This window comes from Halonotius pteroides, assembly GCF_003605635.1.
GTDB lineage: Archaea > Halobacteriota > Halobacteria > Halobacteriales > Haloferacaceae > Halonotius > Halonotius pteroides.
This window is the reverse complement of record NZ_QMDW01000007.1, coordinates 12,366-34,199: the sequence shown is the minus strand read 5'-3', so window position 1 is coordinate 34,199 and position 21,834 is coordinate 12,366. Positions and strand designations below refer to the sequence as shown.

Sequence of the window (21,834 nt, the reverse complement as noted above, 5' to 3'; positions counted from 1 at the left end):
CACCGGCTAGATCGCCAGCAACACAACAACGGTGAGACTGATGAAGACGATCTTCAGGGCCGTGTTGACGACGATCACCTTTGTCCCGAACTCCGCGCCCCAGATGCCGTACTGGAACGGGATCGATCGTTTAAACGTCGAGACCGCAAACGAGATGATCCCGCCGAGCAGCAGCGTCGCCACCGCCTGTCGGGGCGTGAACACATCGCCCAACAGCGGTGCGATCGTCGCCGTGCCGGATGTCGTATCGAGCGTGTAGACAGCGATCACCGGCACGGCGGCCGCCGGCAGCCCGACCAGCGCAACCAGGGGATCAGCTGAGCCGGTAATGCCTGTGATATCATACTGGCCCACCAGCAGTGTGACCAGCGTGTAGATGACGACGAGCCGTGGGATGAGTCGCCGCAACGTCGGCCGCGTCCGATCCCACGCCGCAAGCAGTCGCTGTTTTGTCGTCTGTTCCTCGTCGTCATCAAGCGCGTCGGGATCGAGTTGGACATCCTCGTCGACATTGGCCTCCGAGAGCAACAGCGCGCCGGCGAGAATGCCGACCAGCGTGATCGCCAGAGAAATCAGTGCCCGTGAGCCCACATATAGGACGCCAACATGTATCCCAAGAATCGGGATGAGCACCGGAATATAGTACGTGAAGACGTGTTGGGCGAAGCCAAAGAACGTGTTCATCACGACGGCGATCAGCGTCGCCTCGTCGTCGAGATAGCCCGACTCCCGCAGATCAGCCAACATCGAATACCCCGCGGTCGTTGAGGCGGTTGTCGTCAGGATCGCGGTGCCGACCTCATCAGGGAGGTTGGCCGGCCCGGTCAACAGCCGCGAGAGGCCGGCGATCTTCTCGACCAAGCCGAAAGCGACCGCCACGTTGGCGAGATAGACCGACACCGACACCAGGGCGGCGATCCGGGCGACACGCGGTGCTATCTCGATGAGCGCGTCGACGACGACCGAAACGGAATCGACAGCCAGCACGGTCAGCCGTCCGGACGGCGCGCCCAAAGCCGCGTCGGTCTCGTCGCTGCGGTTTTTACGCCCTGCAGCGTACAGCGGATATGCCCACCCTGACAGTTGAGACCGACAGCCAAACCGAGTGTATCGACATTACTGACCGCGTGGCGGCGACACTTCCTGATGACGCCGACGGTGTTTGCACCGTCTTTAGCCAGCACACGACCATGGGTGTCGTCGTCAACGAGGCCGAATCCCGACTGCTCGATGATCTGGCGGCTGCACTCGACGAACTCATCCCCGACAGCGGCTGGCAACACGACGAGATCGACGACAACGCCGACAGCCACGTTCGGGCGATGCTTGTCGGCGAGAGTGTAACGATTCCTGTCGCCGACGGCACGCCCCAACTCGGTCGCTGGCAGTCGATTCTCGCTGTCGAATGCGACGGGCCACGAAGCCGAACCCTCACCCTCTGTGTTCACTGATCGGTCGGCGGAATTTTATCGACGGCCGCCGAACCTGTGGGCAATGCATATCCTCCTCACCAATGATGATGGGATCGAGAGTCCAGGACTCACGGCGGCTTACGAGCATCTGACGCCAACATTGGAGGTGACGGTCGTCGCGCCCGCCGGCGATCAAAGCGGCGTGGGGCGGTCTCGCTCCGACCTCTCGTATGAGCGCGCCGACGAGATCACCATCGACGACCACGAGTGGGGCTACGTCGTCGACGGCACCCCAGCCGACTGTGTTGCCGTTGGGCTGCGCCATATCCCCGAAGCCGAGGCTATCGATCTCGTCGTCTCGGGGGCCAACAATGGCCCGAACGTCGGCAGCTACATTCTGGGCCACTCGGGGACGGTCGGCGCGGCCGTCGAGGCAGCCTTCCTTGGCACGCCGGCGGTCGCCGTCTCCGGTTACGACCACGAGACGTACTTTCCCGAGGATGGCGACAACTCGTTTGACGCGATCGGCGCGGCAACCCGCGATCTCCTCGCTTTGATCGAGGATACCGCCGTTTTCGACGGTGAGATCGACTACCTCAATGTTAACGCCCCAGCAACGGGGAGTGACACGCTCGCGGTGACCAAACCCCTGGCCGACTACGATACCCGCGTTGTCGACAACGACGGAGAAACCAGCGTCTTCGAGAGCAACTACTGGGCAACCCATCCGGTCGAGGGTGACGGGTTCCCGATCGGCCTCGACACCTACGCAGACGACTACCCGGCGTGGAGTGACCGCGCCGCCATCGTCGACGGCGAGATCAGCGTCACGCCGCTGGGAACCCCACAAAGTGTTGTTGACCCACCGGCTGATTTCGTTGCCGCGTTGGATCGGTACCCGCTCGAAGAAGCATAGTTGATCGGCTGTGTGACGTGAGACGGTCGTCTGGGTTACATCATGCCGCCAGGGCCACCGCCGCCACCGAGGCCGCCAAGCCCACCCTCGCCGTCTTGCATCTTTTTCATCATGCGCTGCATGTCGCCGTCGCCCATCCCCTGGAACTGGTTGAGGGTGCGATCCATCATCTTGTGCTGTTCGAGCAGTTCGTTGACCCGTTCGGTGTTGGTGCCGGAGCCGCGGGCGATGCGTTCGACCTGACTGGCACTGATCGAGCGTGGCTCTTCGAGTTCCTGTTCGGTCATCGAATCCATGACCACGTTGAACTCCCGCATCCGTTCTTGGGTAACGTCCATCGCGTCGTCGGGAAGTTGATCCATCATCCCGCCACCCATCCCGGGGATCATATCCATCACCTGATCGAGCGGGCCCATCTTGTTCATCGTCTCCATCTGTTTTTGCATATCTTTCAGGGTGAAACTCCCCTCCAGCATGCTTTCGGGATCCCAGTCGTCGTCCTCGCCGCCGGTTTCCTCCATCGCGCGCTCGACGCGCTCGGAGAGCTGTTTGAGGTCGCCCATCCCCAACAGCCGCGAAATGAAGCTGTTGGGCTCGAAGCGTTCGATATCCTGCACCGTTTCGCCGGTGCCGAGAAAGGCGATCGAGGAATCGGTCTCGTTGACCGCGGTGAGCGCGCCGCCACCCTTGGCTGTTCCGTCGAGTTTGGTGATCGCAACGCCCTCAACGCCGATGGCCTCTTCGAACCGCTGGGCTTGGTCTTTCGCGCCCTGACCAATCGCTGCGTCAAGGACGAGCAGCCGGGTGTCGGGGTCGACGACCGAATCGATCTCCTCGATCTCGGCGATCAACTCCTCTTCGAGAGCGTGTCGACCCGCGGTGTCGACGATGTGGACTTCGGCGTCGTCGGTCGCTTCGAGGCCGTCGCGGGCGATCTGCACCGGATCGTCGGCGTCGGGATCACCATAAAAATCGACCTCGGCGTTGCCGGCCATCTGCTTGGCCTGATCGTACGCGCCGGGCCGGAACGTGTCGGTCTGGATGATCGCCGGCCGGAGGCCCTTCTTCGCAAACCACCACGCCATCTTGGCGGCAGTTGTCGTCTTTCCTGAGCCCTGCAAGCCAGCCAGCAGAATCGTCTGGGATTCCAGCGGTAGCTCGGTGGAGTCGCCGACGAGCTCGACTAACTCCTCGTAGACGATCTTGAGCACGTGATCGCGGGCGGTCGTTCCGCCCGGCGGTTCCTCATCGAGGGCGCGATTTTTGATCGCATCCGACAGCTCCATGACGAGGTCGACCTCAACGTCGGCCTCAAGCAGGGAGCGTTGGATCTGTTTGACGACCTCCTGGATGTCGTCTTCCTCCAGCCGGGATTGCCCGCGGAGGTCATCGAGGGTGCCCCGCAGCGAACTCCCGAGATCATCGAGTACCATTTGTCCGTGTTAGACGGCCGAATAGCTAAAGTGTTGTTCGTCCGCTGGCGCGATGGCTCTGCCAGCAGGTAAATTGGCGGAGCAGTTTTTATGCATGCGACCGACATACGTACGTATGTCACAACCGGAGTCCGACGACAGCGACCCCGAGATCGACCGGATCAACCTCCGGATTTCGCGGTCGTTTTTAAATGTTGTCGACGAGACATAGCGCGAACGCGGGTTCAATAGCCGCAGCGGGTTTATCCGCTACGCGCTCCGCGATTCGGTGAACCATCCCGAAGGCGCGGGCTTTTGGAAAGATATAGCGATCAGCGAAGCCCAGTTGAACGATGGCGATGGGGTGCCGAGCGAGGCGATCAAATCGAGGTATGGCACCGACGATGAGTGACGACGGGCGGGAGTGTGAGCTGTCGGCCGCAGCGTGGCCGAAAGATGCTGAGAGTCGAAAGTATCCGGAAACGCGACGGTGCGTACAAAGGCGACGATTGAGTGAACCGACTGTCGATCATAGTGTAACCCCTCAGTGAGCCCCGATTTGTTCATCGATCGACTCAGTTCATCTGTGCGGCATCGCAACACCTACACCCACCAACCGCCTACGAATCGTCTCCACGCTGAAGCTCTGATCGTATGAAACATCCTTTGCCGATTGTTGCGCTGCTCTGTCTCAGCACGCTACTACTGCTCGCTGCAACCGCCACTGTCTCCGGTGCTCCTGCCGAGGCAGTCAACTCGCACTCACCCACCACAGACCGTCTTTCAATCTCTTCTGCCGACGCGTTAAATCCGAACAGCGACCGACCGCCTGCAGATGAAAGCCTCCGATCGGCTCCCGAGTCACAGACGGTCACGCCGTCGACCATCGGGCCCCCGCCGGCAACGAACACGACCGCCGCGCTGGAACTACTCCGCGTCAATGAGGTGTGGACTGGGTTCGACACGCGCGGCGAAAACACAACGATCGCCGTCCTTGATTCCGGAGTTGCCACCGACGCCCACCAGTCACTCACACTGGCCGACGGCGGCTGGAAGGACTTCGTTGGCAACCGGAGTGAGCCCTTCGACGATCGCAACCACGGCACGATCACTTCCGGCGTCCTCGTCGGCACCGAAACACCGGACGGGACACGCTTCGGGGTCGCACCCAACGCAACGCTGCTCCACGGGAAGGTGATCGACAGCGACGGCACCGCCCGCACCACAAACGTCCTCCAGGGTGTCGAGTGGGCGATCGGCCATCCCCAGCGGCCCGACGTGGTGCTGATCAACGTCGGCCACAAGCGCGTCTACTACGATCGATACATCGAGGCGATCGAACGCGCCCGCGAGGCGGGGATCTACGTCGTCGTCCCCGCCGGCAACGAGGGCGACGGCGGCATCACCTCACCCGGCAGCGTCTACAGCGCGCTGTCGGTCGGCGCGACCAACGCTACCGGGGCTGTCGAAGACTACTCGGTCGGTAACACCATCTCAACCCGCGCTCGTTGGGGTGAACAGCCGATCTACGAGCACGACTGGCCGGAATCGTACGTCGTGCCGACCGTTGTCGCCCCGGCAACAACCCTTTCAACAACCGCTGATGGTGGGTTCCGACGCACCGCAGGAACGAGTTTTGCTGCCCCCCACGCCGCTGGCGTGGTTGCGCTCATGCAGGCCGCCAGCGATCGCCAGCTTACGCCGGCCGAGATCGATCGCGCGCTTTTGAAGACCGCTCGCTATCCCGGAGCAACGCCGCCAGACACCCGATACGGCTACGGTGTCATCGACGGCTACGACGCTGTGGCAGCGGTCGCTAATCGACCCCCCTATTTCGCGGTCACGAGACTCACCCACGACGGCCCAACTGAGCACCAACTTGGCCGAAACGAGCCGGTTTCATTCGAGGCGACGATCAAAAACGTCGGCAACGTCAGCGATAGCCAACTCGTGATACTCTCCGTGGACGGTGAGCGGGTCGGCTCCCGCCGTGTCACGCTCGACGGAACCACAACAACGACGATTCGGGGAACGCGCGGAATCGCCTGTGCCGCGCCTCGAACGTCATCGATCACAGTCACGACAGCCAATAGAAGTCTCTCGATTCCGGTCGATGTCTGTCGCAACTGATCGCAGCCACGCAGCGATGCCGGTTTACTTTCCGAGCGGTGAGAGTGATCTGTGAGCCCGGTTTCGCGTCGTGAGATGGTGGGGACACTCGCCGCCGGGATGGCGACCGCCCTTGGCGGCTGTGCGGCGAGTGAAACAACAGCAGATGCGAAGCCGACATACATCGCCTCGCTCAGTACCGAACGACGCGCCAACCCCCGCGTTGTCGACCTCCTTGTTGAGCTTGTCGAGGAGCACGGCGCGACACGGCTAGTCGTTGTCACCGAATCTGGTACCAGTGTCTTCCAGACGCAACTCCGCCCGGAGCAACGATTCGTCCGCGTGCCGCTCGAAGACGGAGTTGATGCCATTCTTCACCCGATCGCCGCCGTCGACTCGCTGCAACACGAGCTCGTGCTCTACGACAGGGAGACGGAACTGACGCGCCGGCCATGGCAGCCGACGATCGATATCGACTACAAACTCAGCTCGCAGAACAACAGCAGCGTTGACATCGTCAACAGCATCGAGCTCACACTTCAGAACAACAGCGACATTCGCATGCGCCCACTACGAGCCTTCGTTGACGACGGGTTTCTCACAGCAGCCCATGAGGTCGAGCAGATCGGCCAGATCATGCCGACGACACCGACGTGGGCGGCGGGCTGGGAGCGAACGTATCAGGTCGTCGCCGATCAGCCGGCGGTCGGCTCCAATCTACTTTCACCCCCTGGAAGAGAGTGTTTTACTGAGCCCCAACCAGTTGAGCTGGTCGTTGAGTACGAACAGCCTGTCAGGGATCGCCTCTCGATCGCACTGGCACTCGCCGGCGACCCGCGGTTGGCTGATGGCCAAACCGGAAACAGTAGTGTGTACTGCAGCCAGCCGACGATCGAGTCATGGGAGCTTGTCGAGCGAGAAGTCTCTGCCTGAGTATCAGCTACAATCGGAACACGAGCCGACGGCTATGCCACAGGTCTACCGTTTTGTACGCGAAAATACCGATTAAGGGGCGTTACTCGTCGTTGCCGAGCAGCTGATCGACCAGTTCCTCCGGCTCGAAGGGCTCGATATGCTCGTAGCCCTGCCCTGTCCCGAGGAAAAGAATCGGTTTGCCGGTGACGTAGGCGATCGAGATCGCCGCGCCGCCGGAGGCGTCGACATCCGCCTTCGTGAGAATTGTTCCATCGATTGCGGCGGCGTCATTGAACTCTTGGGCGCGCATGACGGCATCCTGTCCGGCGACGGCCTCATCGACGAACAGTGTCATATCCGGGTCGACGACGCGGTCGATCTTTTCGAGCTGGGACATCAGGTCGTCGCTGGTGTGGAGCCGCCCTGCTGTGTCACCGAGAACGACATCCACGCCGTTGGCCTCGGCGTACTCAACGCCGTCGTAGATGACAGCAGCGGGGTCGCCGCCCTGCTCGTGGGTGATGATCTTGCGGTCGAGATTTTCGGCGTGTTGTTGGAGCTGTTCGTTCGCGCCGGCGCGGTAGGTGTCGCCGTTGGCCAACACGGACGAATAGCCACGATCAGCCAGATACTCCGAAAGCTTGGCGATCGAGGTCGTTTTGCCGACGCCGTTGACACCGGTGAAGACGATCGTGATCGGTTTGTCGGCGGCGGCGATCCGCTCGTCGAAATCGAACTGGCCGACGCTGATCACATCGACGAGGGCGTCGTGGAGCGCGCGCTCGACGAGTTCGCCGGTCGTCTCGACCTGCTTGCGCGTCTCGCCGATCATCGTCTCCTCGACGGTCTCAAGAATCTCTTCGGCGACGCTCATCTCCACGTCGCTCTCCAGGAGTGCCATCTCAAGTTCCCACAGCGGGTCTTCAAGATCGTCTTCCTCAATGATGACCTTGCCCGTGGCGAAGGCCGCGGCGCGTTTCAGCGTGCCTGGCCCCGATGACGACGCGTCGCCGCTGTCATCTGCGTCGTCACCATCGCTCTCGTCGCTACTGGGCGTCGTAACATCGGTCTCGGAAGGGGTCGCGGCCGCGCTGTCGTCGGCATCAGTGTCGTCGACAGCGACACTCTCGGTCTCAGTTTCGGCAGCGTTGGCACTCGCGGTCGATTCATCGGCGTCGTCAGCCGACTCGTCCGCGTCGTCGGCCGCCTCCTCAGCGGTTTCCTCGACATCCTCGCGGAACGAGTTCAGCTTGTCTTTGAGTCCATCAAACACGGCTTGTCCTCAGTAGCTCAGCTTACAGCGGGGTGTTACTCGTCGCCGCCCTGCATCTCTTCCATCTTCGACATCTGCTGTTGCTGCTGTTGTTGCATCCGCTGTTGGATCGCCTGAGCCTGTTTTTCGAGATCCTCGGTCTCGTCTTCGAGCTCTTCGATCTCGGCCTCGGTCTCCTCGATGGTCGCCTCGATCGTGTCCTGTTTGGTGCGGAGCGCATCGACGGCGTTGTCCTGTTCCTGTTCGGCCGCGTAGCCGCCGCCGAGGCTGACGATGACCTCGTCGATATCCTGAATCTCCGCGCGGAGGTAGGCGTCGCCGCCGATCGGCACCTGCACCGTCGAGCCACTGTCGAGGGTGTCAAGCGCGTCGATCGCCTCGTCGATCTCGGCGTGTTCGGTCTCAAGCTCGTCGACCTCAGCCTCTAGCTCTTCGACCTCAGCGTCGATTGCTTCGAGCTGCTTTTGCAACTGCTGGAGCTGCTGACCGCCGCCACCGCTTCCCATCATTGGGCCGACACATCCTGAATCGTGACCTGCGTTCGTTTGAGCCCGTGCTCGCTCCCGAACTGCGAGAGGACGTGCTCGCGGGCGACGTTTTCGTTTTCGGCGTCGATCTCCTTACGAAAGGTTCGCGGGCCGGTTCGCCCGTCGAACTCGCCGCGGATCGTGAACTGACTCATGCCTCGTTATTCCGGCAGCAACGGGGAAGTATCTTCCTACTCGGGGCGAGATCGGCCGACACCATGAGACCACCTATCGACGCGAGGGACGGAAACTGCAAAACAGAAGCGACGGCCGATACGATGGCCGGCTACTCGATGAAGCCGAGGGTGTCTTCGATCCGCCCGATCTCTGGGCCGGTCGTCTCCTCACCGACCACGAAGCCCCCGTCGGTGGCGAGTAACCCCGAGCCCAACAGCGGTGTGCCGTAATTAACGGTTCCGAGGTCGACGTAGGCATCGAGGTGCTCCTCGATCGTCGTTAGCTCGGCCTCCCGCGCTTGCGGGTGACACAGCACGCCGGTGTTGGTGGCGACAGCGGCGGTACCGACGGTTTGGCGGTCGCCGAGTCCACCGCGGACAGCCGGCACATCGAGGGTCTCCTCGACAACTGCGACCGCCTCGTCGTCGAGTTCCGGATGGACGTACGCGCCGGTGTTGTTGGCGAGAATCACGTTGCCAGCGGCGTTGATGCGGCCGGGGAGTTCAGCGATGACGCCGTCAGCGGCGTCAGTGATCGTCTTCCGTTCACGCTCGGTGAGTTGACTGGAGACAACAAGCCCGTGGTCGTTGCCGACGGCCAACGAGCCAACTGTTCCTGAGCCACCGATCGTTGTCGGCACCGCTGTGACGCCGAGTTCGTCGGCGATTGTCTCGGCTATCTCGTCGTCGATATCACGCCGGACGAGCAGACAGCCGGTGCTCGCATGCGCGAAAACACCGACGTACGGCGAGCCGGCAACAGACGTGCGTAACACGGTGCGTTAGGCGAGTTCCGCTTCGACGATCGTCTCGTCGTCTTCGACGAACCGGGCCGCACGAACCCGGAGCTTCGACGGCGGGTTCTGTCGGCCGTTCTCCCAGACCGCCTCGTTGATCGAGGGATCGAGCCGAACCTCGTCTTCGGTGACGTTGAAATGCTGTGCGAGGTGCTCGCGGATGATCGTCATCGCTCGGTCGGCACGCTCTTGGGTCGGGACAGCCTTCACGCCGCGGAGCGGCACCGTCTCGACGCGCTCCTCGAAATCACTCGTACTCATCGTTACTCGTCAGTGTCGCCTCGCCGCCAGTTGCGGCGTTTCGCGTTGCGCGAAACTTCCATATCGGTTTTCATCATGACCCACGTCGGCACGCGTCGATTCTGACGGTCAAGCTTCGCCAGCCGCTTTTTCTGCGCTTTCGATTTCTTTCCCATAGTACCAACGTCTCGGACAGCACCGCTTAAAATCCTGTCCATCCCGACGGATCGACGTGGCCACACAACGCATGGGGCGGCACCAACGCGGCCCACCCGCCTGCAACCACACAGGGTTTTAGGGCTCCGGTGCCGACACCACGACAATGGCTTCGAGTGCGGATGTCTGTATCCTGCTGCCGGCGCTCAACGAGGCCGCGACGATCACCGACGTCATTACCAGCTATCAGGCCGCCGGCTACACCGATATTCTCGTCATCGACGGCGGCTCCGGCGATGATACCCCCGAGTTGGCCCAAAAAGCCGGTGCGACGGTCATCACCCAGACCGGCAGCGGCAAGGGCCAGGCTGTCCGACAGGCCGTTGCCCACATCGACGCGCCGTATGTCCTCATGGCTGATGCCGACATGACCTACCGCGCCGCCGACGCGGAGGCGATGTTGGAGCCACTGATCGCCGGCGAGGCGGAGCATGTCATCGGCAACCGGTTTGCCGACATGCGGTCGGGGGCGATGACGACACTCAACAGGATCGGCAATCGCTTTTTCAACAGCATCTTCGGCGTGGTCTACGGCGAGACCTACGTCGATATCCTCTCTGGTTACCGAGCGTTCACAACCGACTCCTTCGAGCGACTGACGCTGACGGCCGACGGCTTCGGCATTGAGACCGAGATGGCGATCCAATGTGCGAAACACGGGATCACAACCACGGTTGTTCCGATCACCTACCGTCCTCGGCCTGATGGTTCAGCGACCAACCTCCACCCGATCAAGGACGGGAGCATCATTCTGCTTGAACTGTACCGAAACGCCAAAACCAACAATCCACTGTTTTATTTCGGCAGCGTCGGCCTCGGCTCGACGGCCGTTGGCGTCGTCATGCTGGTGTTTGTTCTTTGGCGGTGGCTCACCGTCAATATCACTCACCAACTTGTCGCTATCGGTGGGGTTGCACTGCTGCTGCTTGGTGTGCAACTCCTGATCTTCGGCTTCCTTGCGGATATGATCCAGTCGCTGCACCGCGAACAGCGCGACCGGATCGACCGCCTCGACAGGGCTCTCACTGACGACCAGTCGGCGACGACGACAGACCGACCGGAGCCGACGCCGGCCGACAACGAAGCTGACCAGCCGGTCGCCAAGTCAGATCGGTAACTGTCTGTTCAGGAGAATCGACGCCGTTAGATCGGCAACAGGGCTCGGAGACGACCGACAACGCTTGTGGCGGCCTGTTTCCGTTGTTCCTCGAAGACCGGATGTAACATATCAAGCAGCTCCGATTGTTTGGTGAACTCATCTTGGGCCAGCCGATCAAGCGCGGTCGCCAACGCAACCGTGTTGCCGGTACTGTCAACCGGAATCTCGGTGTCGGAAACGGCCGCACAGACATCTTCGCTTGTCGCCGGGTAGTCAATGTCGGCCGTCTCAAGCCGAGCGGCGAGCGCGGCGATGCCGAACGCGATCACTTCGGGCTCCGACGTCTCATTTTGGGGCGGCCTCGCTGCCATTGGTAACACGTTGGGCTCGGATGGTAAAAACCCAGCCACACCAGCCGCGTTCTGGTCAAACCAAGATAAAACAGCCTCAGGTTCTGAAACTTTCACCACAGCCACACTCGGAGACGACATTTGGGTTTTCGACGTGGAAGCCCTCCGCCTGTAGGCCATCCTCGTACTGGAGACTGCTGCCACCGATGTAGTTGAGACTTGATGGGTCGACAAAGACACGCAGGCCGTGGTGGACGGTGATCGTATCGTCCTCTTCGGGCTCGTCGTCAAAACGCATCCCATAGGAGAGACCGGCACAGCCGCCCTGCTGGACGAACAACCGGAGGCCGCCGACATCGGTATCCATCCCCTCGCCATCCATCAACGCGAGCGCTTTGTTTGCAGCCTGCTCCGTGACTTCGACGGCCTCCTCGGTGCTGCTGTCGGCGGTGCTCGTGCTCATACCCAGCTATCGTCAGCCGAGGGTGTTAACAGTGACGGCGAAACGTAATCAGGAACCATTACTCGAACCGGCGACGAACACTCTCGGCGTGGGCTTCCAGCCCTTCGGCCTCCGCGAGCGTTGTGATTGACTCCGAGAGCGCATCGAGGCCCGCTGAATCGAGCCGCTGGACTGTTGTCGACCGCAGGAAGGCATCGGCAGAGAGTCCACCAAACCGTTTTGCGCCGCCGTTGGTCGGCAGGACGTGGTTCGTTCCCGAGGCGTAGTCACCGGCGGCAACCGGTGTGTTCGGGCCGAGAAAAACGCTGCCGGCCGAGTCGATTCGGTCAAGGATCGCCTCGTCGTCATCGGCCTGAATCGAGAGGTGTTCGGCGGCGTACTCCTCGGCGAACAACACGGCTTCCGACATCGACCGCGCCAGGAGGACGCCGCTGGCATCGTTGTCGAGGGCATCGCTGATGATGTCGGCTCGGTCGCGTCCGTCGACCTGTGTGTCGAGGGCGTCGTCGATCGCCTCGGCGGTGGCCTCGTCGGCGGTAACGGCGACAACGGAGGCGTTGGGGTCGTGTTCGGCTTGGGCGAGGAGGTCGCTGGCGACAAGCTCTGGATCGGCTGTCTCGTCGCAGACGACAAGGATCTCACTGGGGCCGGCGAGAAAGTCGATCTCCACGTCGCCGCGAACCTCGGCCTTTGCGGCGGTCACCCACCTATTGCCCGGGCCGACGATCTTCTGTACCGGGGTGACCGTTTCGGTGCCGTAGGCGAGGGCGGCGATCGCTTGCGCGCCGCCGGCGGCATAGATCGCGTCCGCTCCGGCCTCGTGGGCTGCTGCGAGCGTCACTGGGTTCATCGGGTCGGCCGGCGGCGTGGCGACAGCGACATGGTCGACACCGGCGATCTTGGCGGGGAGGACGCCCATCAGCACACTTGAGGGGTAGGCGGCGGTGCCGCCAGGCGCATAGACGCCAACCGCCGAAAGCGGGCGGAAGCGACGTCCCAACTCACGGCCGTCGAACTCCTCACGCCAGTCGTTGGGCATCTGTCGCTCGTGGAACGCGCGGATGTTGGCGGCGGCAGTCTCGATGGCGTCGAGAATTCCGTCGTCGACATCTTCGTGGGCGCGTTCGGCGAGGTCGGTCACATCAAGATTGCCGACCTCGACATCATCGTGTTTTGATGCGAGATCACGCAGCGCGACATCGCCCTCCGTGCTGACGCGGTCGATGATATCGGCGGCGTCGCTCCGAACCGCGTCGATGCCGGCGTCGCGCTCAAAAAAGGCCGCGCGCTCATCCGGCGAGAGATCCGCGATAACTCGGTAGCTCATGGGTCGGCTTCGGGTGGCCAGCGAAAAACCGTTTCCATCCCTTAGCCGATCAGCAGGATCGCCACGACGAGACTCACCACGGCGAGTAACACGAAGACGCTCTGTCCGATCCCCGAGCGGAGTACCGGCGGCTGGTCGTCGCCCCCGAAGCCGAGCCGTCGGGCGGTCGCCTGCGGATCGCCCCCGACGGCTTTGGCGCGGGCGATAGTGCTCATCACAGCGCGATCAACGGCGGCGTAGAACTCGGTGACGCCGACGATCACACTGTGGCCACCGTAGAAGACGACTCGATTGTAGATCGCATCGATATCGGGCACGCGACCGAGTTTCGAGAGCGGTTTCTTCGTGAGTCGGAAGCCGATCAGCCCTGCGGCCGCAAGGACGACCCCCTCAACAATGTGACCGATCGTATAGGTTTTGTACACGTGTGCGACGACAGCGTCGCTTGTCACGTCGAACGGCAGGAGACCGAACAGCCCGACGTTGGCCGGCAGGATCGACGAAAGCGGCGAGGTTGGCACGGCAAGCCCGTAGAAGACGCAGAGTCCTGCCACCGCCAACATGGCGACACTTTGGCCGGGATTCGCGTCGGCGACGCTGCCGTCGTGCGCACCGTGGAAGAAGGCGTAGTAGCCGAACTTGATAAACGACATGAAGGTGCCAACCCCACCGAGCAACAGCAGCCATTCAAGGGTGTGGAACTCACCGATCGGCAGCGGCCCCGCACCGAAGGTGTAGTGACTCGCCGAGATAATGATCCCCTTGCTGACAAAGCCGTTGAACCCAGGGAAGCCGGCGATCGACAGCGCGGCAACCGTGAACGCGCCGGCGGTAATCGGCATCTCCCGTGCCAGCCCGCCGAGTTTCTTCAGGTTCTCCTCGCCTGTCCGGTAGACGACGACGCCGGCGGTCATGAACAACAGACCCTTGTAGAGAATGTGGTTGAACACGTGAGCGAACGCGCCGGACTGGGCCAACGCGCCGCCGATGCCGACGCCGGCGATCATGTAGCCGACCTGCGATTGGATGTGGTACGAGAGCAGCCGGCGCATATCGTTTTGGAACAGCGCGAACGTCGCCCCGAAGACGGCCATCCCGCCGCCCATGTAGGCGATAGCGAGGTGACCCTCCGGGAACGCCCGATACATCCCGTAGACGCCGGTCTTGGTGGTGAACACACAGAGGAAGACGCTGGCGGCGATATGCGGTCGCGGGTAGGTATCCGGGAGCCACGTGTGGAGCCCGATGAAGCCGACGTTGACGCCGATCCCGACCGCCGCGAGTGCGGCGGGAAGACCAGCGGCGATACCGGCGACTTCCGGGCCGCCAGGCACCGACGCAAAGAGGAAGGTGCCCTTGGCAACATAGGTCTGCAGAATCGCTGCCATCAACAGCGTGCCGCCGATCCCATGGAAGATGGCGTAGCGGTAGCCTGCTCGCACCGCTTTGCCGCGATAGTGCCAGACGAGCAGCGTGCTGGTGACGGCCATCAGCTCCCAAAAGAAGATGAGCGTGAGCCAGTCACCAGCGAAGACAGCTCCGAAGCTGGTGGCGACATACGAGAGCGCGAAGGCGGTCTGGAGGCTTTCGGCCTCGCTGGCGTAGGAGTACAGCACGGCGACGACACCGATGAGCGCGAAGATGATCCCCATCAGCCGGGAGAACTGATCAACGTTGAACAGCACCGCCTCGAAGCCGAGGAACGATGTTTGGAGGTATGCTCCAGCCGGAATCGTCCATACCCACGCCAGCGTCACGGCGGAGGCAGCGATACCCAGCGCGTGGCCGGTGCGGCGCGGCAGCAGCGCGACGAGGACGGCGACCGCCAGCAGGACGACGCCTGGCGGCACTGCGGTCAGCGCGGTCGCCATTAGCCCATCACCCCCGGTAGATTGCCGACGATGGTCTCAACGATCCGCAGGAAGACGGCGGTATGGGGCACGACCCCCAAAATTAACGACAGCGTGGCCGCCGTCAGGATCGGCCCGAGCATGAACCACGTGCTCTCGCCGCCGCGCCAGTCGCGTTCGTCCCAACCGCCGGCCGGCGGGCCGCCGTGGTCGGAGTCGTGTGCGTCGCTGGCGTTGTGGGCGTCGGTAGCATGGTCGGTGTCGTCGCCGCCGTCGGCGACGACCTGATCCCGACCGCCGTAGGGGCCTTCGGCGATGGGTTTTGCGTCGTGGTCGTCGGGCGTCTCGAAGAACGCCTGATAGACGATCGGCCAGAAGTACGCGATGTTGAGGATCCCCGAGAGCAACAGCACGGCCGCAAAGATCCCATTGCCGCCTTCGAACGCGCCGATCACGATGTACCACTTGCTGACGAAGCCGGCGACGAGCGGAATGCCGGCCATCCCTGCGGCGGCGACGCCGAACGCAAGCATCGTGAGCGGCATCCGCTTGCCAATTCCGGCCATCTCGCTGATGTAGTCGGTGTGAGTTTCGACGTGGATGATCCCCGCACAGAAAAACAGGGTGAGCTTCATGAACGCGTGAGCGGGGATATGCAACAGCCCGCCGATCAGCGCGTCGCCCTCCAGCAATGCGAGCCCGAGCACGATATACGAGAGCTGGCTAATTGTTGAATAGGCCAGTCGGCGTTTGAGGTGATCCTTCCGCAGGGCGATGATGCTGGCGACGGTGAGCGTGATCGCCGCGACGGCGGCCAACGGCAGCGCGATCCCGAGGTCGCCGAAGCGGTCGGGGCCGAGGGAAGCCAGCGTGTCAGGGCCGAACACGTCGAGGACGACGCGGGCGATCCCGAAGACGCCGCTTTTGACGACCGCGACGGCGTGCAGCAGCCCCGAGACGGGCGTCGGCGCGACCATCGCCTCCGGCAGCCACTGATGCAGCGGCATCAGCCCGGCTTTGACGCCGAAACCGACCGCGAGGACAATGAACGCCAGCGTCGCCGCCGTCGGGTCGGCGTTGGCAAGGGCGGTGATCCCGCCGGGCGTGAAGTCAACCGTGCCCGTGAGCCAGTAGACCAGCGTCGTGCCAGCTAACACCAACACCCCGCCGCCGAAGAAGGTGTAGGCGAGATACTTGCGGCCCGCGGCCCGTGCTTCCTCGGTTTCGTCGTGGGCGACAAGCGGGTACGTTGCGACCGAGAGCACCTCGTAGAAGACGAAGATCGTCAGGAGATTGCCCGAGAAGGCGATGCCAACGGCGGCAGCGACCGAAACGGCGAACGAGGCGAAATAGCGGGTCTGGTTGTGTTCGTCGAGGCCGCGCATGTAGCCGATGCTGTAGAAGCTGGTGACGATCCACAGCAGGCTCGCCAGCGAGGCGAAAAGGACACCAAGGGGGTCGGCCCGGAGAACGAAGTCGATGCCGGGGACGATCGTGCCGAGGTTGGTGACGAGGATCTCGCCGTCGAGAGCGGACGGCACCATGCTGGCGACGAGGCCGAACATCGAGAACGACGCCAGCAGCGTCCACGCCTCTCGAAGGTTCGGCCGCCGGCCGGAGACGAGGATCAGCCCGGCGGCGACGAACGAGACGATGACGGCAGCCAGGGGTTGGAGTGAGGGGATTGCAGTCACTGGAAGAACCTCCCGAAGACGGGATCAAGCATGGCAGCGAGCGGATCGGCCGCGCCGAACAACGCGACCGTCGAGATGGCGAGGACAACGACGACAACGATCCGTTCGGTGGCGATGGCTGTGATTCCGTCGCCGGCGGTCGAACCTTCAGTGTCGCCGCCGTCGGCGACGATCGAACCGCCATCGGCGTCGCCAGCGACACCGGTGTCGTCGTCAGTCGCGGCGGGCTGGGTGAAGTACAGGGCTTCGAGCAGTCGCCCGATGTACGTCAGCGTCAACAGCGTGCTGATGAAGATCACGGCGGCGACGCCCCACGAGCCCTCCTCGACCGCGCCGAGGGCGATAAACCACTTGCCGAGCGTGCCGACCGACGGCGGAATCCCGACGAGTGCGAGACCGGCGACCGCCATCATGCCCGACGTGATCGGTGCGCGCTTGGCGAGACCGGCGTAGTCGGCGACAGTCTGGGCTCCATACGCGCTCGACAGCACGCCCGCGCCCATGAACAGCGTGGCCTTCATCAGCCCGTGGCCGACGAGATGGATAATCGCGCCGAACAGCGCCGTCTCGCTTTGGAGCCCGATGGCGGCGAGGATCATGCCGAACTGGGCGACCGAGGAGTACGCGAAGACGCGTTTGAGGTCGGTCTGTAGGAGGGCCAGGAGGCTGCCGACGACGATGCTGATCGAGGCGACCAACAGGACGGCGTCGGTGATCAGTGGGTTCGCCGCGAAGAACTCGACGGTAAATACGTCGTAGGCGATCCGGATAAGCGCGTAGGCCGCCGTCGTCGAGACGAGCGCGGAGATGAACGCTGAAACAGTGTCGGGCGCGTAGGTGTAGGCGTCAGGCTGCCACGTATGCAGCGGGAAAATGGCGATCTTCAGCATGAAGCCGATGAGCATGAAGCCGAAGGCCGCCTGTACGAGCGGGTCGCTGTAGCCGACAGCAGCGAGTTCGGTCGCCATATCGCCCATGTTGAGCGTTCCTGTCGCCACGAGCGCGTAGCCGACGCCGATCAGGTACAGTGACGCGCCCGTCGTCCCGAGGAAGAGATATTTGAGCGCGCCGTAGGCCGCCCGGCCATCGTCGCTGCTGGCGATCAGCGCGTAGCTGACCAGCCCGACGATTTCGAGGAAGACGAAGAGATTGAACAGGTCGCCGGTGAGTGCCATCCCGAGTAGGCCGCCGGTCAACAGCAACAGGCCGCTGTAGAAGGCGTTGCTGTCGGGGCCGGTCGTCCGAGCGGAGATGAGCACGGCGACAGCAACGACGCTAATGAGGACAACAAGAATCGCCGACAACCCGTCGCCGACGAGTTCGATCCCGTACGGCGCGGGGTAGCCCGCGAGATCGTGGACGAACTGCTGGGGGCCGCTGCTGGCCGGCGAAACGGCCCATGCGAGCCGCCCCGCGAGGCCAGCGACTATCAGCGACGTTGCCATCGCCACCGGCCAGCCGGCGCGGTCGAATCGCAGCCCCAACAACAGCGGGAAGATCGCCGCCAACAGGGGAATGGCGATCAACAACGGGAGCAGCGCGTCACTCATCGCCGATCACCTCCCGGAGCGCGTCGGCCCGGAGCGTCCCATACTCGGTGTAGAGCCGGATCGTGAGCGCGAGGCCGACCGCGGTGAGGCTGATACCGACGACAATCGCGGTCAGCACAATCACCTGTGGCAGCGGGCTGACGTAGGGGCCAGCCCCGGGTTCGACGATCGGTACCGAGCCGCCGATCCGGTAGGCCGAGGTGATAAAAAACAGGAAGATGCCGGTCTGGAACATATTCAATCCGATAATCTTCTTGACGAGGTTTTTGTTTGCGATCATCATGTACAAGCCGATAGCTGACAGCAGGACAAACAAGACGTAGGCGTGTCGTGTCGTCGCCACGCCAATGATGTCGGTCATTTGTTTGCCCCCTCCGTGTCGATGTCGCCGGTCATTGTGTTTGTATTCGATGCCGCACCGGTGTCGGCTGCTGATTCGGTGTCGGGGGTGGTGTCGTTGGGAGGCGTCACGCCGGCTGCCAGCGCGAAAAACAGCCCCATCAGGACGCCAGCGACGATGAGGGCGATGCCGCCGATCTCGACGGCCTCCATCCCGTATTTGACGAACTCATACTCCTTGAGCCCGAGTATGTCACCCAACACGGGGTAGTACGCGGTGTACTCAAGGAAGTTTTCGCCGAGGGCCATCGGCACGAGGGCGATACCCGCAAAGATCGCCACGCCGACGGTGCCGAGGCCAACGACAAGCGCGTTTGAAAGCCACTCGCGGGTCGATTCGATCCCAAACGCAAACGCCATCATCAACACAACCGAGGCGATGAGCGCGCCGCCTTGGAAGCCGCCACCGGGCGAACCTGTCCCGTGGAACGTGATGAACAGCCCGTAGGTCAACACGAACGGGATCACGGCTTTCACCGTCGTCATGATGACCTGGCTCTCGGTGTAAACCGGTCGTTGGCGCGTGATGGTACCGCCGGTGTCGTTGTCGGCAGGATCGCTACTCATGCGGTGAACACCTCCCGACCGAGCACGAGCAGGCTGGCAACCCCGGCGGCGAAGACGACGATCGCCTCACCGAAGGTATCGAACCCGCGGTAGGCCGCCAGCACCGCGGTAACCGCGTTTTCCGCGCCGGTTTGGTCGTAGGCGTTGGCGATGTAGTAGCCGGAGACATCGGCATCTGTGAGAATCGGCGAGGCGGGGTCGCCGACCGCCGGAAACGCCGGCAGCGTCACGGCGACGACAGCGACAAACAACCCACAGATACCGACCGCCGGCCAGTTGATCGCCTCAAAGCGGGCGTCGCTTGCGGGCCGGGTTGTCTTCGCGATCGTCAACAACAGGAAGACGGTGGTGACGCCGGCACCGATCGCGGCCTCGGTCAGCCCCACGTCGGGGGCGCGGTAGAACGTGTAAATGACCGCCAGCCCGAGGCTGTAGGCCGCAAAGATGACAATCGAGGCCAGCACATCCCGGAACAGCGCGGTGAGGACGGCCGTGAGCAACACGAAGACGAACAACGACACCTCGATCGGCGTGATGCCGACGCTGTGAATCGGGAGCAAGCCGACGGCGGACGCTCCAGTAACGCTCATCGGCGGTCGTCCCCCGTTGTCCAGGGCTCGATGCCCTCCTCGTAGGCCGCCCGAGCGATGGCGTGGGCGGCGGTAGGATTGGTCACGAAGATGAACACCAACAGGAGCACCGTTTTTACCGTCGCCGACTGCCAGCCGAGCGTGAGCGCGACCGCAGCCAGCGTGAACCCCGCCCCCAGCGTGTCGGCTTGAGAGGCGGTGTGAGCCCGCGAAAACACGTCCGGGAGCCGGATCACGCCGGCCGTCGAGACGAATGTAAAAAACAGCCCCAGCGTGACGAACACGGCGATGAGGCCGATCCGGGCGGTGGCGATCATATGACACCACCCCGCTCGACGGTGAACTTCGAGATGGCGATCGACATCAGGAAGTTCAACAGCGCGTAGACAAGCGCGATATCGAGGAACCACGGCTCACCGAGGGCCGCACCAAGCAGGGCGAGAATGACGACTGTATTGGTGCCCAACACGTTAACCGCGAGCACGCGATCCTGATTGGTCGGCCCCATGATCGCCCGATAGAGCATCGCGACAGCGAGGGTGACAAACAGCGCGGCCGCAAGCACCAACCCGTCGCCGACGGTGTAGCCGGCGATCAGTGTTGTGTCGACAACGCTCATCGGTCGCCCTCCTGGGTGTCGACGCCCCGATCAACGCCGCCGTCAGCGGCGGCTGCGGATGCTGATTCCGGCGGGTCAGCCGCCGCAGGGTCTTGCAGTACCTCGGTATCACCGCGATCCAGCGGCGACGGGAACCGAGCGGCCTCTCGACCGTAGAAGACGAATCGCACCCAGCGTTCCAGTGCGCCGTCGAACAGCCCGTCTCTGGCAAACGGCACCAATGAGTGGACGTACAGCTCCTGATCATCGGCTTTGACCGTCAGTGTCCCGGGCGTCAGCGTGATGCTGTTTGCCAGCGTCGCTAACGGGAACCCTGAGCCGACGAACACCCGGATCTTGGTCAGCCGTGGATCGATATCGGCACGCGGATCAAGGATCACGCGAGCGACGACGAGATTTGAGACAATGATCTCATACAGGAGATACGGCACATAGAGGACAGCACGGAGGAGGCGTTTCGGCGATCCAGTCAATGTCGGGTCGCGATAGAAGCTCACGTCGTCAAGTGCGATGGCGACGATCAACGCGGTCGCAACCCCGGTGACGATATCGAACAGCCCGCTGAACCCGCCGAGAACCTGATAAAAGAGGAACGAGCCACCGAATAGCGTCAGAAAGCGGGCCGGACTCCCGGGGTCGACCAGCCGGCCGCGGCGTGTTGAGCGGTCGACAGGAGCCTCCGTAACGTTGAGGTCGCGTTGCTGTAGCTCGAACTCAAATGGTTCCAGCAGCGTCGTGTGGCCGACAAGCGAGTATTCGGGGTCGATGACGACATGGCTGCTGTTGTGTGTTTCGGCGTACTCGGTGAGGAGGTCGGCGTAATCGGTCGGGCTGAACCGGTAGTCGTCATCGCCAATGACTGCGGTCTCGATGGTCACCGAGTCGGGGTCTGCGTTGGCCGCTTCAAGCTCGAACTGCGACCAGGTTGTGACCTGCTCAAGCAGTTCGTCGGCCTGCTTTCGGTCAGCCGTCGAGCCGGGGTCATCGGCCCGCCATGAGGCGATGAAGACAAAATGGATCTGGGGGGGTTCACCGTCGGCCAACTGGTCGAGTGCACGCTGGATGACATAGCCGACCGTCTGGCGGAGGGTCACCGAGCGCGTGACAGGAACGATCACGCCTGCCGGTGTGTCCGTCATCGGTGGCTCACTCCGTTCGGCGCGACAGTGGGTTGTCCGAACGTCATACTAATACTAGTTGAACGGAGTTGGGGACGCCTCAAAACTATTCTTATCTTGGCCGCCTACGGGCGGTGTGTTTTGAAATCCCACCGCAAGTATGCAGTTTTACGCAGTGTGTGTGGCGAGATCCGTCAGTTGTCCAGTTTTGCGGT

General features: G+C 62.7%; 26 protein-coding genes. 6 read left to right on the top strand and 20 right to left on the bottom strand.

Annotated features, from left to right (window positions below; genetic code table 11):
• Positions 1–6: 6 nt before the first annotated feature.
• The gene (locus DP106_RS06270; RefSeq protein ID WP_120084137.1) at positions 7–987 is read right to left on the bottom strand and encodes a nucleoside recognition protein; all 981 of its coding nucleotides are present in this window, start codon (positions 985–987) and stop codon (positions 7–9) included.
• A gap of 80 nt (positions 988–1,067) precedes the next feature.
• Here DP106_RS06270 and DP106_RS06265 point away from each other — a divergent pair, with 80 nt between their 5' ends.
• The gene (locus DP106_RS06265) at positions 1,068–1,451 is read left to right on the top strand and encodes a secondary thiamine-phosphate synthase enzyme YjbQ (RefSeq protein WP_120084136.1); all 384 of its coding nucleotides are present in this window, start codon (positions 1,068–1,070) and stop codon (positions 1,449–1,451) included.
• Positions 1,452–1,494: 43 nt separating this feature from the next.
• Positions 1,495–2,328, top strand: a complete 834-nt coding sequence (gene surE, locus DP106_RS06260; protein WP_120084135.1) for a 5'/3'-nucleotidase SurE — start codon at positions 1,495–1,497, stop codon at positions 2,326–2,328.
• Positions 2,329–2,363: 35 nt separating this feature from the next.
• On the opposite strand, the gene DP106_RS06255 is transcribed toward surE, so the two are convergent.
• A complete protein-coding gene (locus DP106_RS06255) occupies positions 2,364–3,761 on the bottom strand; it encodes a signal recognition particle protein Srp54 (RefSeq protein ID WP_120084133.1) in 1,398 nt (465 codons plus the stop codon).
• A gap of 268 nt (positions 3,762–4,029) precedes the next feature.
• On the opposite strand from DP106_RS06255, the gene DP106_RS16375 reads away from it, so the two are divergent.
• The 3 genes from DP106_RS16375 to DP106_RS06240 all read left to right on the top strand — a co-directional run bounded on the left by DP106_RS16375 (position 4,030) and on the right by DP106_RS06240 (position 6,782).
• Positions 4,030–4,152: a hypothetical protein gene (locus tag DP106_RS16375; RefSeq protein WP_276310060.1), complete on the top strand. Its 123-nt coding sequence runs from the start codon at positions 4,030–4,032 to the stop codon at positions 4,150–4,152.
• 242 nt (positions 4,153–4,394) lie between these two features.
• Complete coding sequence (locus tag DP106_RS06245) at positions 4,395–5,870, top strand: S8 family peptidase (protein ID WP_120084132.1); 1,476 nt, start codon at positions 4,395–4,397, stop codon at positions 5,868–5,870.
• 51 nt (positions 5,871–5,921) lie between these two features.
• Entirely contained in the window at positions 5,922–6,782 is an 861-nt protein-coding gene (locus DP106_RS06240; protein WP_133305106.1) for a hypothetical protein, read from the top strand.
• Between the two features lie 82 nt (positions 6,783–6,864).
• On the opposite strand, the gene ftsY is transcribed toward DP106_RS06240, so the two are convergent.
• The 6 genes from ftsY to DP106_RS06210 all read right to left on the bottom strand — a co-directional run bounded on the left by ftsY (position 6,865) and on the right by DP106_RS06210 (position 9,953).
• Entirely contained in the window at positions 6,865–8,037 is a 1,173-nt protein-coding gene (gene ftsY / locus DP106_RS06235) for a signal recognition particle-docking protein FtsY (RefSeq protein WP_120084129.1), read from the bottom strand.
• Between the two features lie 35 nt (positions 8,038–8,072).
• Positions 8,073–8,546 (bottom strand): prefoldin subunit alpha, encoded by a 474-nt coding sequence (pfdA, locus tag DP106_RS06230; RefSeq protein WP_120084127.1) that lies wholly within the window; start codon positions 8,544–8,546, stop codon positions 8,073–8,075.
• On the bottom strand, positions 8,543–8,719 hold the full coding sequence (gene rpl18a, locus DP106_RS06225; RefSeq protein WP_120084126.1) for a 50S ribosomal protein L18Ae: 177 nt from the start codon (positions 8,717–8,719) through the stop codon (positions 8,543–8,545). The genes pfdA and rpl18a overlap by 4 nt, the downstream gene beginning before the upstream one ends.
• A 131-nt stretch (positions 8,720–8,850) precedes the next feature.
• Entirely contained in the window at positions 8,851–9,516 is a 666-nt protein-coding gene (locus DP106_RS06220; protein WP_120084124.1) for a translation initiation factor IF-6, read from the bottom strand.
• Positions 9,517–9,522: 6 nt separating this feature from the next.
• Positions 9,523–9,798 (bottom strand): 50S ribosomal protein L31e, encoded by a 276-nt coding sequence (locus tag DP106_RS06215; RefSeq protein WP_120084123.1) that lies wholly within the window; start codon positions 9,796–9,798, stop codon positions 9,523–9,525.
• A 2-nt stretch (positions 9,799–9,800) separates the two neighbouring features.
• A complete protein-coding gene (locus tag DP106_RS06210) occupies positions 9,801–9,953 on the bottom strand; it encodes a 50S ribosomal protein L39e (protein ID WP_120084282.1) in 153 nt (50 codons plus the stop codon).
• Between the two features lie 146 nt (positions 9,954–10,099).
• On the opposite strand from DP106_RS06210, the gene aglJ reads away from it, so the two are divergent.
• A complete protein-coding gene (gene aglJ, locus DP106_RS06205) occupies positions 10,100–11,110 on the top strand; it encodes an S-layer glycoprotein N-glycosyltransferase AglJ (protein ID WP_120084122.1) in 1,011 nt (336 codons plus the stop codon).
• A gap of 26 nt (positions 11,111–11,136) precedes the next feature.
• On the opposite strand, the gene DP106_RS06200 is transcribed toward aglJ, so the two are convergent.
• The 12 genes from DP106_RS06200 to DP106_RS06145 all read right to left on the bottom strand — a co-directional run bounded on the left by DP106_RS06200 (position 11,137) and on the right by DP106_RS06145 (position 21,640).
• Complete coding sequence (locus DP106_RS06200; RefSeq protein ID WP_120084120.1) at positions 11,137–11,463, bottom strand: hypothetical protein; 327 nt, start codon at positions 11,461–11,463, stop codon at positions 11,137–11,139.
• A gap of 76 nt (positions 11,464–11,539) precedes the next feature.
• The gene (locus DP106_RS06195) at positions 11,540–11,905 is read right to left on the bottom strand and encodes a HesB/IscA family protein (RefSeq protein ID WP_120084119.1); all 366 of its coding nucleotides are present in this window, start codon (positions 11,903–11,905) and stop codon (positions 11,540–11,542) included.
• A 58-nt stretch (positions 11,906–11,963) separates the two neighbouring features.
• Positions 11,964–13,232: a histidinol dehydrogenase gene (gene hisD, locus DP106_RS06190; protein WP_120084118.1), complete on the bottom strand. Its 1,269-nt coding sequence runs from the start codon at positions 13,230–13,232 to the stop codon at positions 11,964–11,966.
• Positions 13,233–13,273: 41 nt separating this feature from the next.
• Positions 13,274–15,103 carry a Na(+)/H(+) antiporter subunit D gene (locus DP106_RS06185; RefSeq protein ID WP_120084116.1) on the bottom strand — a complete coding sequence of 610 codons (1,830 nt, stop codon included), beginning with the start codon at positions 15,101–15,103 and terminating at the stop codon, positions 13,274–13,276.
• The gene (locus DP106_RS06180) at positions 15,103–16,776 is read right to left on the bottom strand and encodes a cation:proton antiporter (RefSeq protein ID WP_120084115.1); all 1,674 of its coding nucleotides are present in this window, start codon (positions 16,774–16,776) and stop codon (positions 15,103–15,105) included. Before DP106_RS06180 ends, DP106_RS06185 begins: the two co-directional genes overlap by 1 nt.
• Complete coding sequence (locus DP106_RS06175) at positions 16,773–18,326, bottom strand: proton-conducting transporter transmembrane domain-containing protein (protein WP_120084114.1); 1,554 nt, start codon at positions 18,324–18,326, stop codon at positions 16,773–16,775. The genes DP106_RS06180 and DP106_RS06175 overlap by 4 nt, the downstream gene beginning before the upstream one ends.
• Entirely contained in the window at positions 18,319–18,687 is a 369-nt protein-coding gene (locus tag DP106_RS06170) for a cation:proton antiporter subunit C (RefSeq protein ID WP_120084112.1), read from the bottom strand. The genes DP106_RS06175 and DP106_RS06170 overlap by 8 nt, the downstream gene beginning before the upstream one ends.
• The gene (locus DP106_RS06165; RefSeq protein ID WP_120084111.1) at positions 18,684–19,292 is read right to left on the bottom strand and encodes an MnhB domain-containing protein; all 609 of its coding nucleotides are present in this window, start codon (positions 19,290–19,292) and stop codon (positions 18,684–18,686) included. Before DP106_RS06165 ends, DP106_RS06170 begins: the two co-directional genes overlap by 4 nt.
• Entirely contained in the window at positions 19,289–19,882 is a 594-nt protein-coding gene (locus tag DP106_RS06160) for a DUF4040 domain-containing protein (RefSeq protein ID WP_120084110.1), read from the bottom strand. The genes DP106_RS06165 and DP106_RS06160 overlap by 4 nt, the downstream gene beginning before the upstream one ends.
• Positions 19,879–20,199, bottom strand: a complete 321-nt coding sequence (mnhG, locus tag DP106_RS06155; RefSeq protein ID WP_120084109.1) for a monovalent cation/H(+) antiporter subunit G — start codon at positions 20,197–20,199, stop codon at positions 19,879–19,881. Before mnhG ends, DP106_RS06160 begins: the two co-directional genes overlap by 4 nt.
• Positions 20,196–20,501: a cation:proton antiporter gene (locus DP106_RS06150; protein WP_120084108.1), complete on the bottom strand. Its 306-nt coding sequence runs from the start codon at positions 20,499–20,501 to the stop codon at positions 20,196–20,198. The genes mnhG and DP106_RS06150 overlap by 4 nt, the downstream gene beginning before the upstream one ends.
• On the bottom strand, positions 20,498–21,640 hold the full coding sequence (locus DP106_RS06145; RefSeq protein ID WP_120084106.1) for a monovalent cation/H+ antiporter subunit E: 1,143 nt from the start codon (positions 21,638–21,640) through the stop codon (positions 20,498–20,500). The genes DP106_RS06150 and DP106_RS06145 overlap by 4 nt, the downstream gene beginning before the upstream one ends.
• Positions 21,641–21,834: the final 194 nt, after the last annotated feature.

Coding starts and splice junctions, on each gene's coding strand:
- DP106_RS06200 (WP_120084120.1), bottom strand. CDS start 11,463: ATGGCAGCGAGGCCGCCCCAAAATGAGACGTCGGAGCCCGAAGTGATC.
- rpl18a (WP_120084126.1), bottom strand. CDS start 8,719: ATGAGTCAGTTCACGATCCGCGGCGAGTTCGACGGGCGAACCGGCCCG.
- DP106_RS06245 (WP_120084132.1), top strand. CDS start 4,395: ATGAAACATCCTTTGCCGATTGTTGCGCTGCTCTGTCTCAGCACGCTA.
- DP106_RS06215 (WP_120084123.1), bottom strand. CDS start 9,798: ATGAGTACGAGTGATTTCGAGGAGCGCGTCGAGACGGTGCCGCTCCGC.
- DP106_RS06160 (WP_120084110.1), bottom strand. CDS start 19,882: ATGAGCGTTACTGGAGCGTCCGCCGTCGGCTTGCTCCCGATTCACAGC.
- DP106_RS06195 (WP_120084119.1), bottom strand. CDS start 11,905: ATGAGCACGAGCACCGCCGACAGCAGCACCGAGGAGGCCGTCGAAGTC.
- DP106_RS06165 (WP_120084111.1), bottom strand. CDS start 19,292: ATGAGTAGCGATCCTGCCGACAACGACACCGGCGGTACCATCACGCGC.
- DP106_RS06170 (WP_120084112.1), bottom strand. CDS start 18,687: ATGACCGACATCATTGGCGTGGCGACGACACGACACGCCTACGTCTTG.
- aglJ (WP_120084122.1), top strand. CDS start 10,100: ATGGCTTCGAGTGCGGATGTCTGTATCCTGCTGCCGGCGCTCAACGAG.
- DP106_RS06150 (WP_120084108.1), bottom strand. CDS start 20,501: ATGAGCGTTGTCGACACAACACTGATCGCCGGCTACACCGTCGGCGAC.
- pfdA (WP_120084127.1), bottom strand. CDS start 8,546: ATGATGGGAAGCGGTGGCGGCGGTCAGCAGCTCCAGCAGTTGCAAAAG.
- DP106_RS06255 (WP_120084133.1), bottom strand. CDS start 3,761: ATGGTACTCGATGATCTCGGGAGTTCGCTGCGGGGCACCCTCGATGAC.
- DP106_RS06185 (WP_120084116.1), bottom strand. CDS start 15,103: ATGGCGACCGCGCTGACCGCAGTGCCGCCAGGCGTCGTCCTGCTGGCG.
- DP106_RS06210 (WP_120084282.1), bottom strand. CDS start 9,953: ATGGGAAAGAAATCGAAAGCGCAGAAAAAGCGGCTGGCGAAGCTTGAC.
- hisD (WP_120084118.1), bottom strand. CDS start 13,232: ATGAGCTACCGAGTTATCGCGGATCTCTCGCCGGATGAGCGCGCGGCC.
- DP106_RS06175 (WP_120084114.1), bottom strand. CDS start 18,326: ATGAGTGACGCGCTGCTCCCGTTGTTGATCGCCATTCCCCTGTTGGCG.
- DP106_RS06145 (WP_120084106.1), bottom strand. CDS start 21,640: ATGACGGACACACCGGCAGGCGTGATCGTTCCTGTCACGCGCTCGGTG.
- mnhG (WP_120084109.1), bottom strand. CDS start 20,199: ATGATCGCCACCGCCCGGATCGGCCTCATCGCCGTGTTCGTCACGCTG.
- DP106_RS06265 (WP_120084136.1), top strand. CDS start 1,068: ATGCCCACCCTGACAGTTGAGACCGACAGCCAAACCGAGTGTATCGAC.
- surE (WP_120084135.1), top strand. CDS start 1,495: ATGCATATCCTCCTCACCAATGATGATGGGATCGAGAGTCCAGGACTC.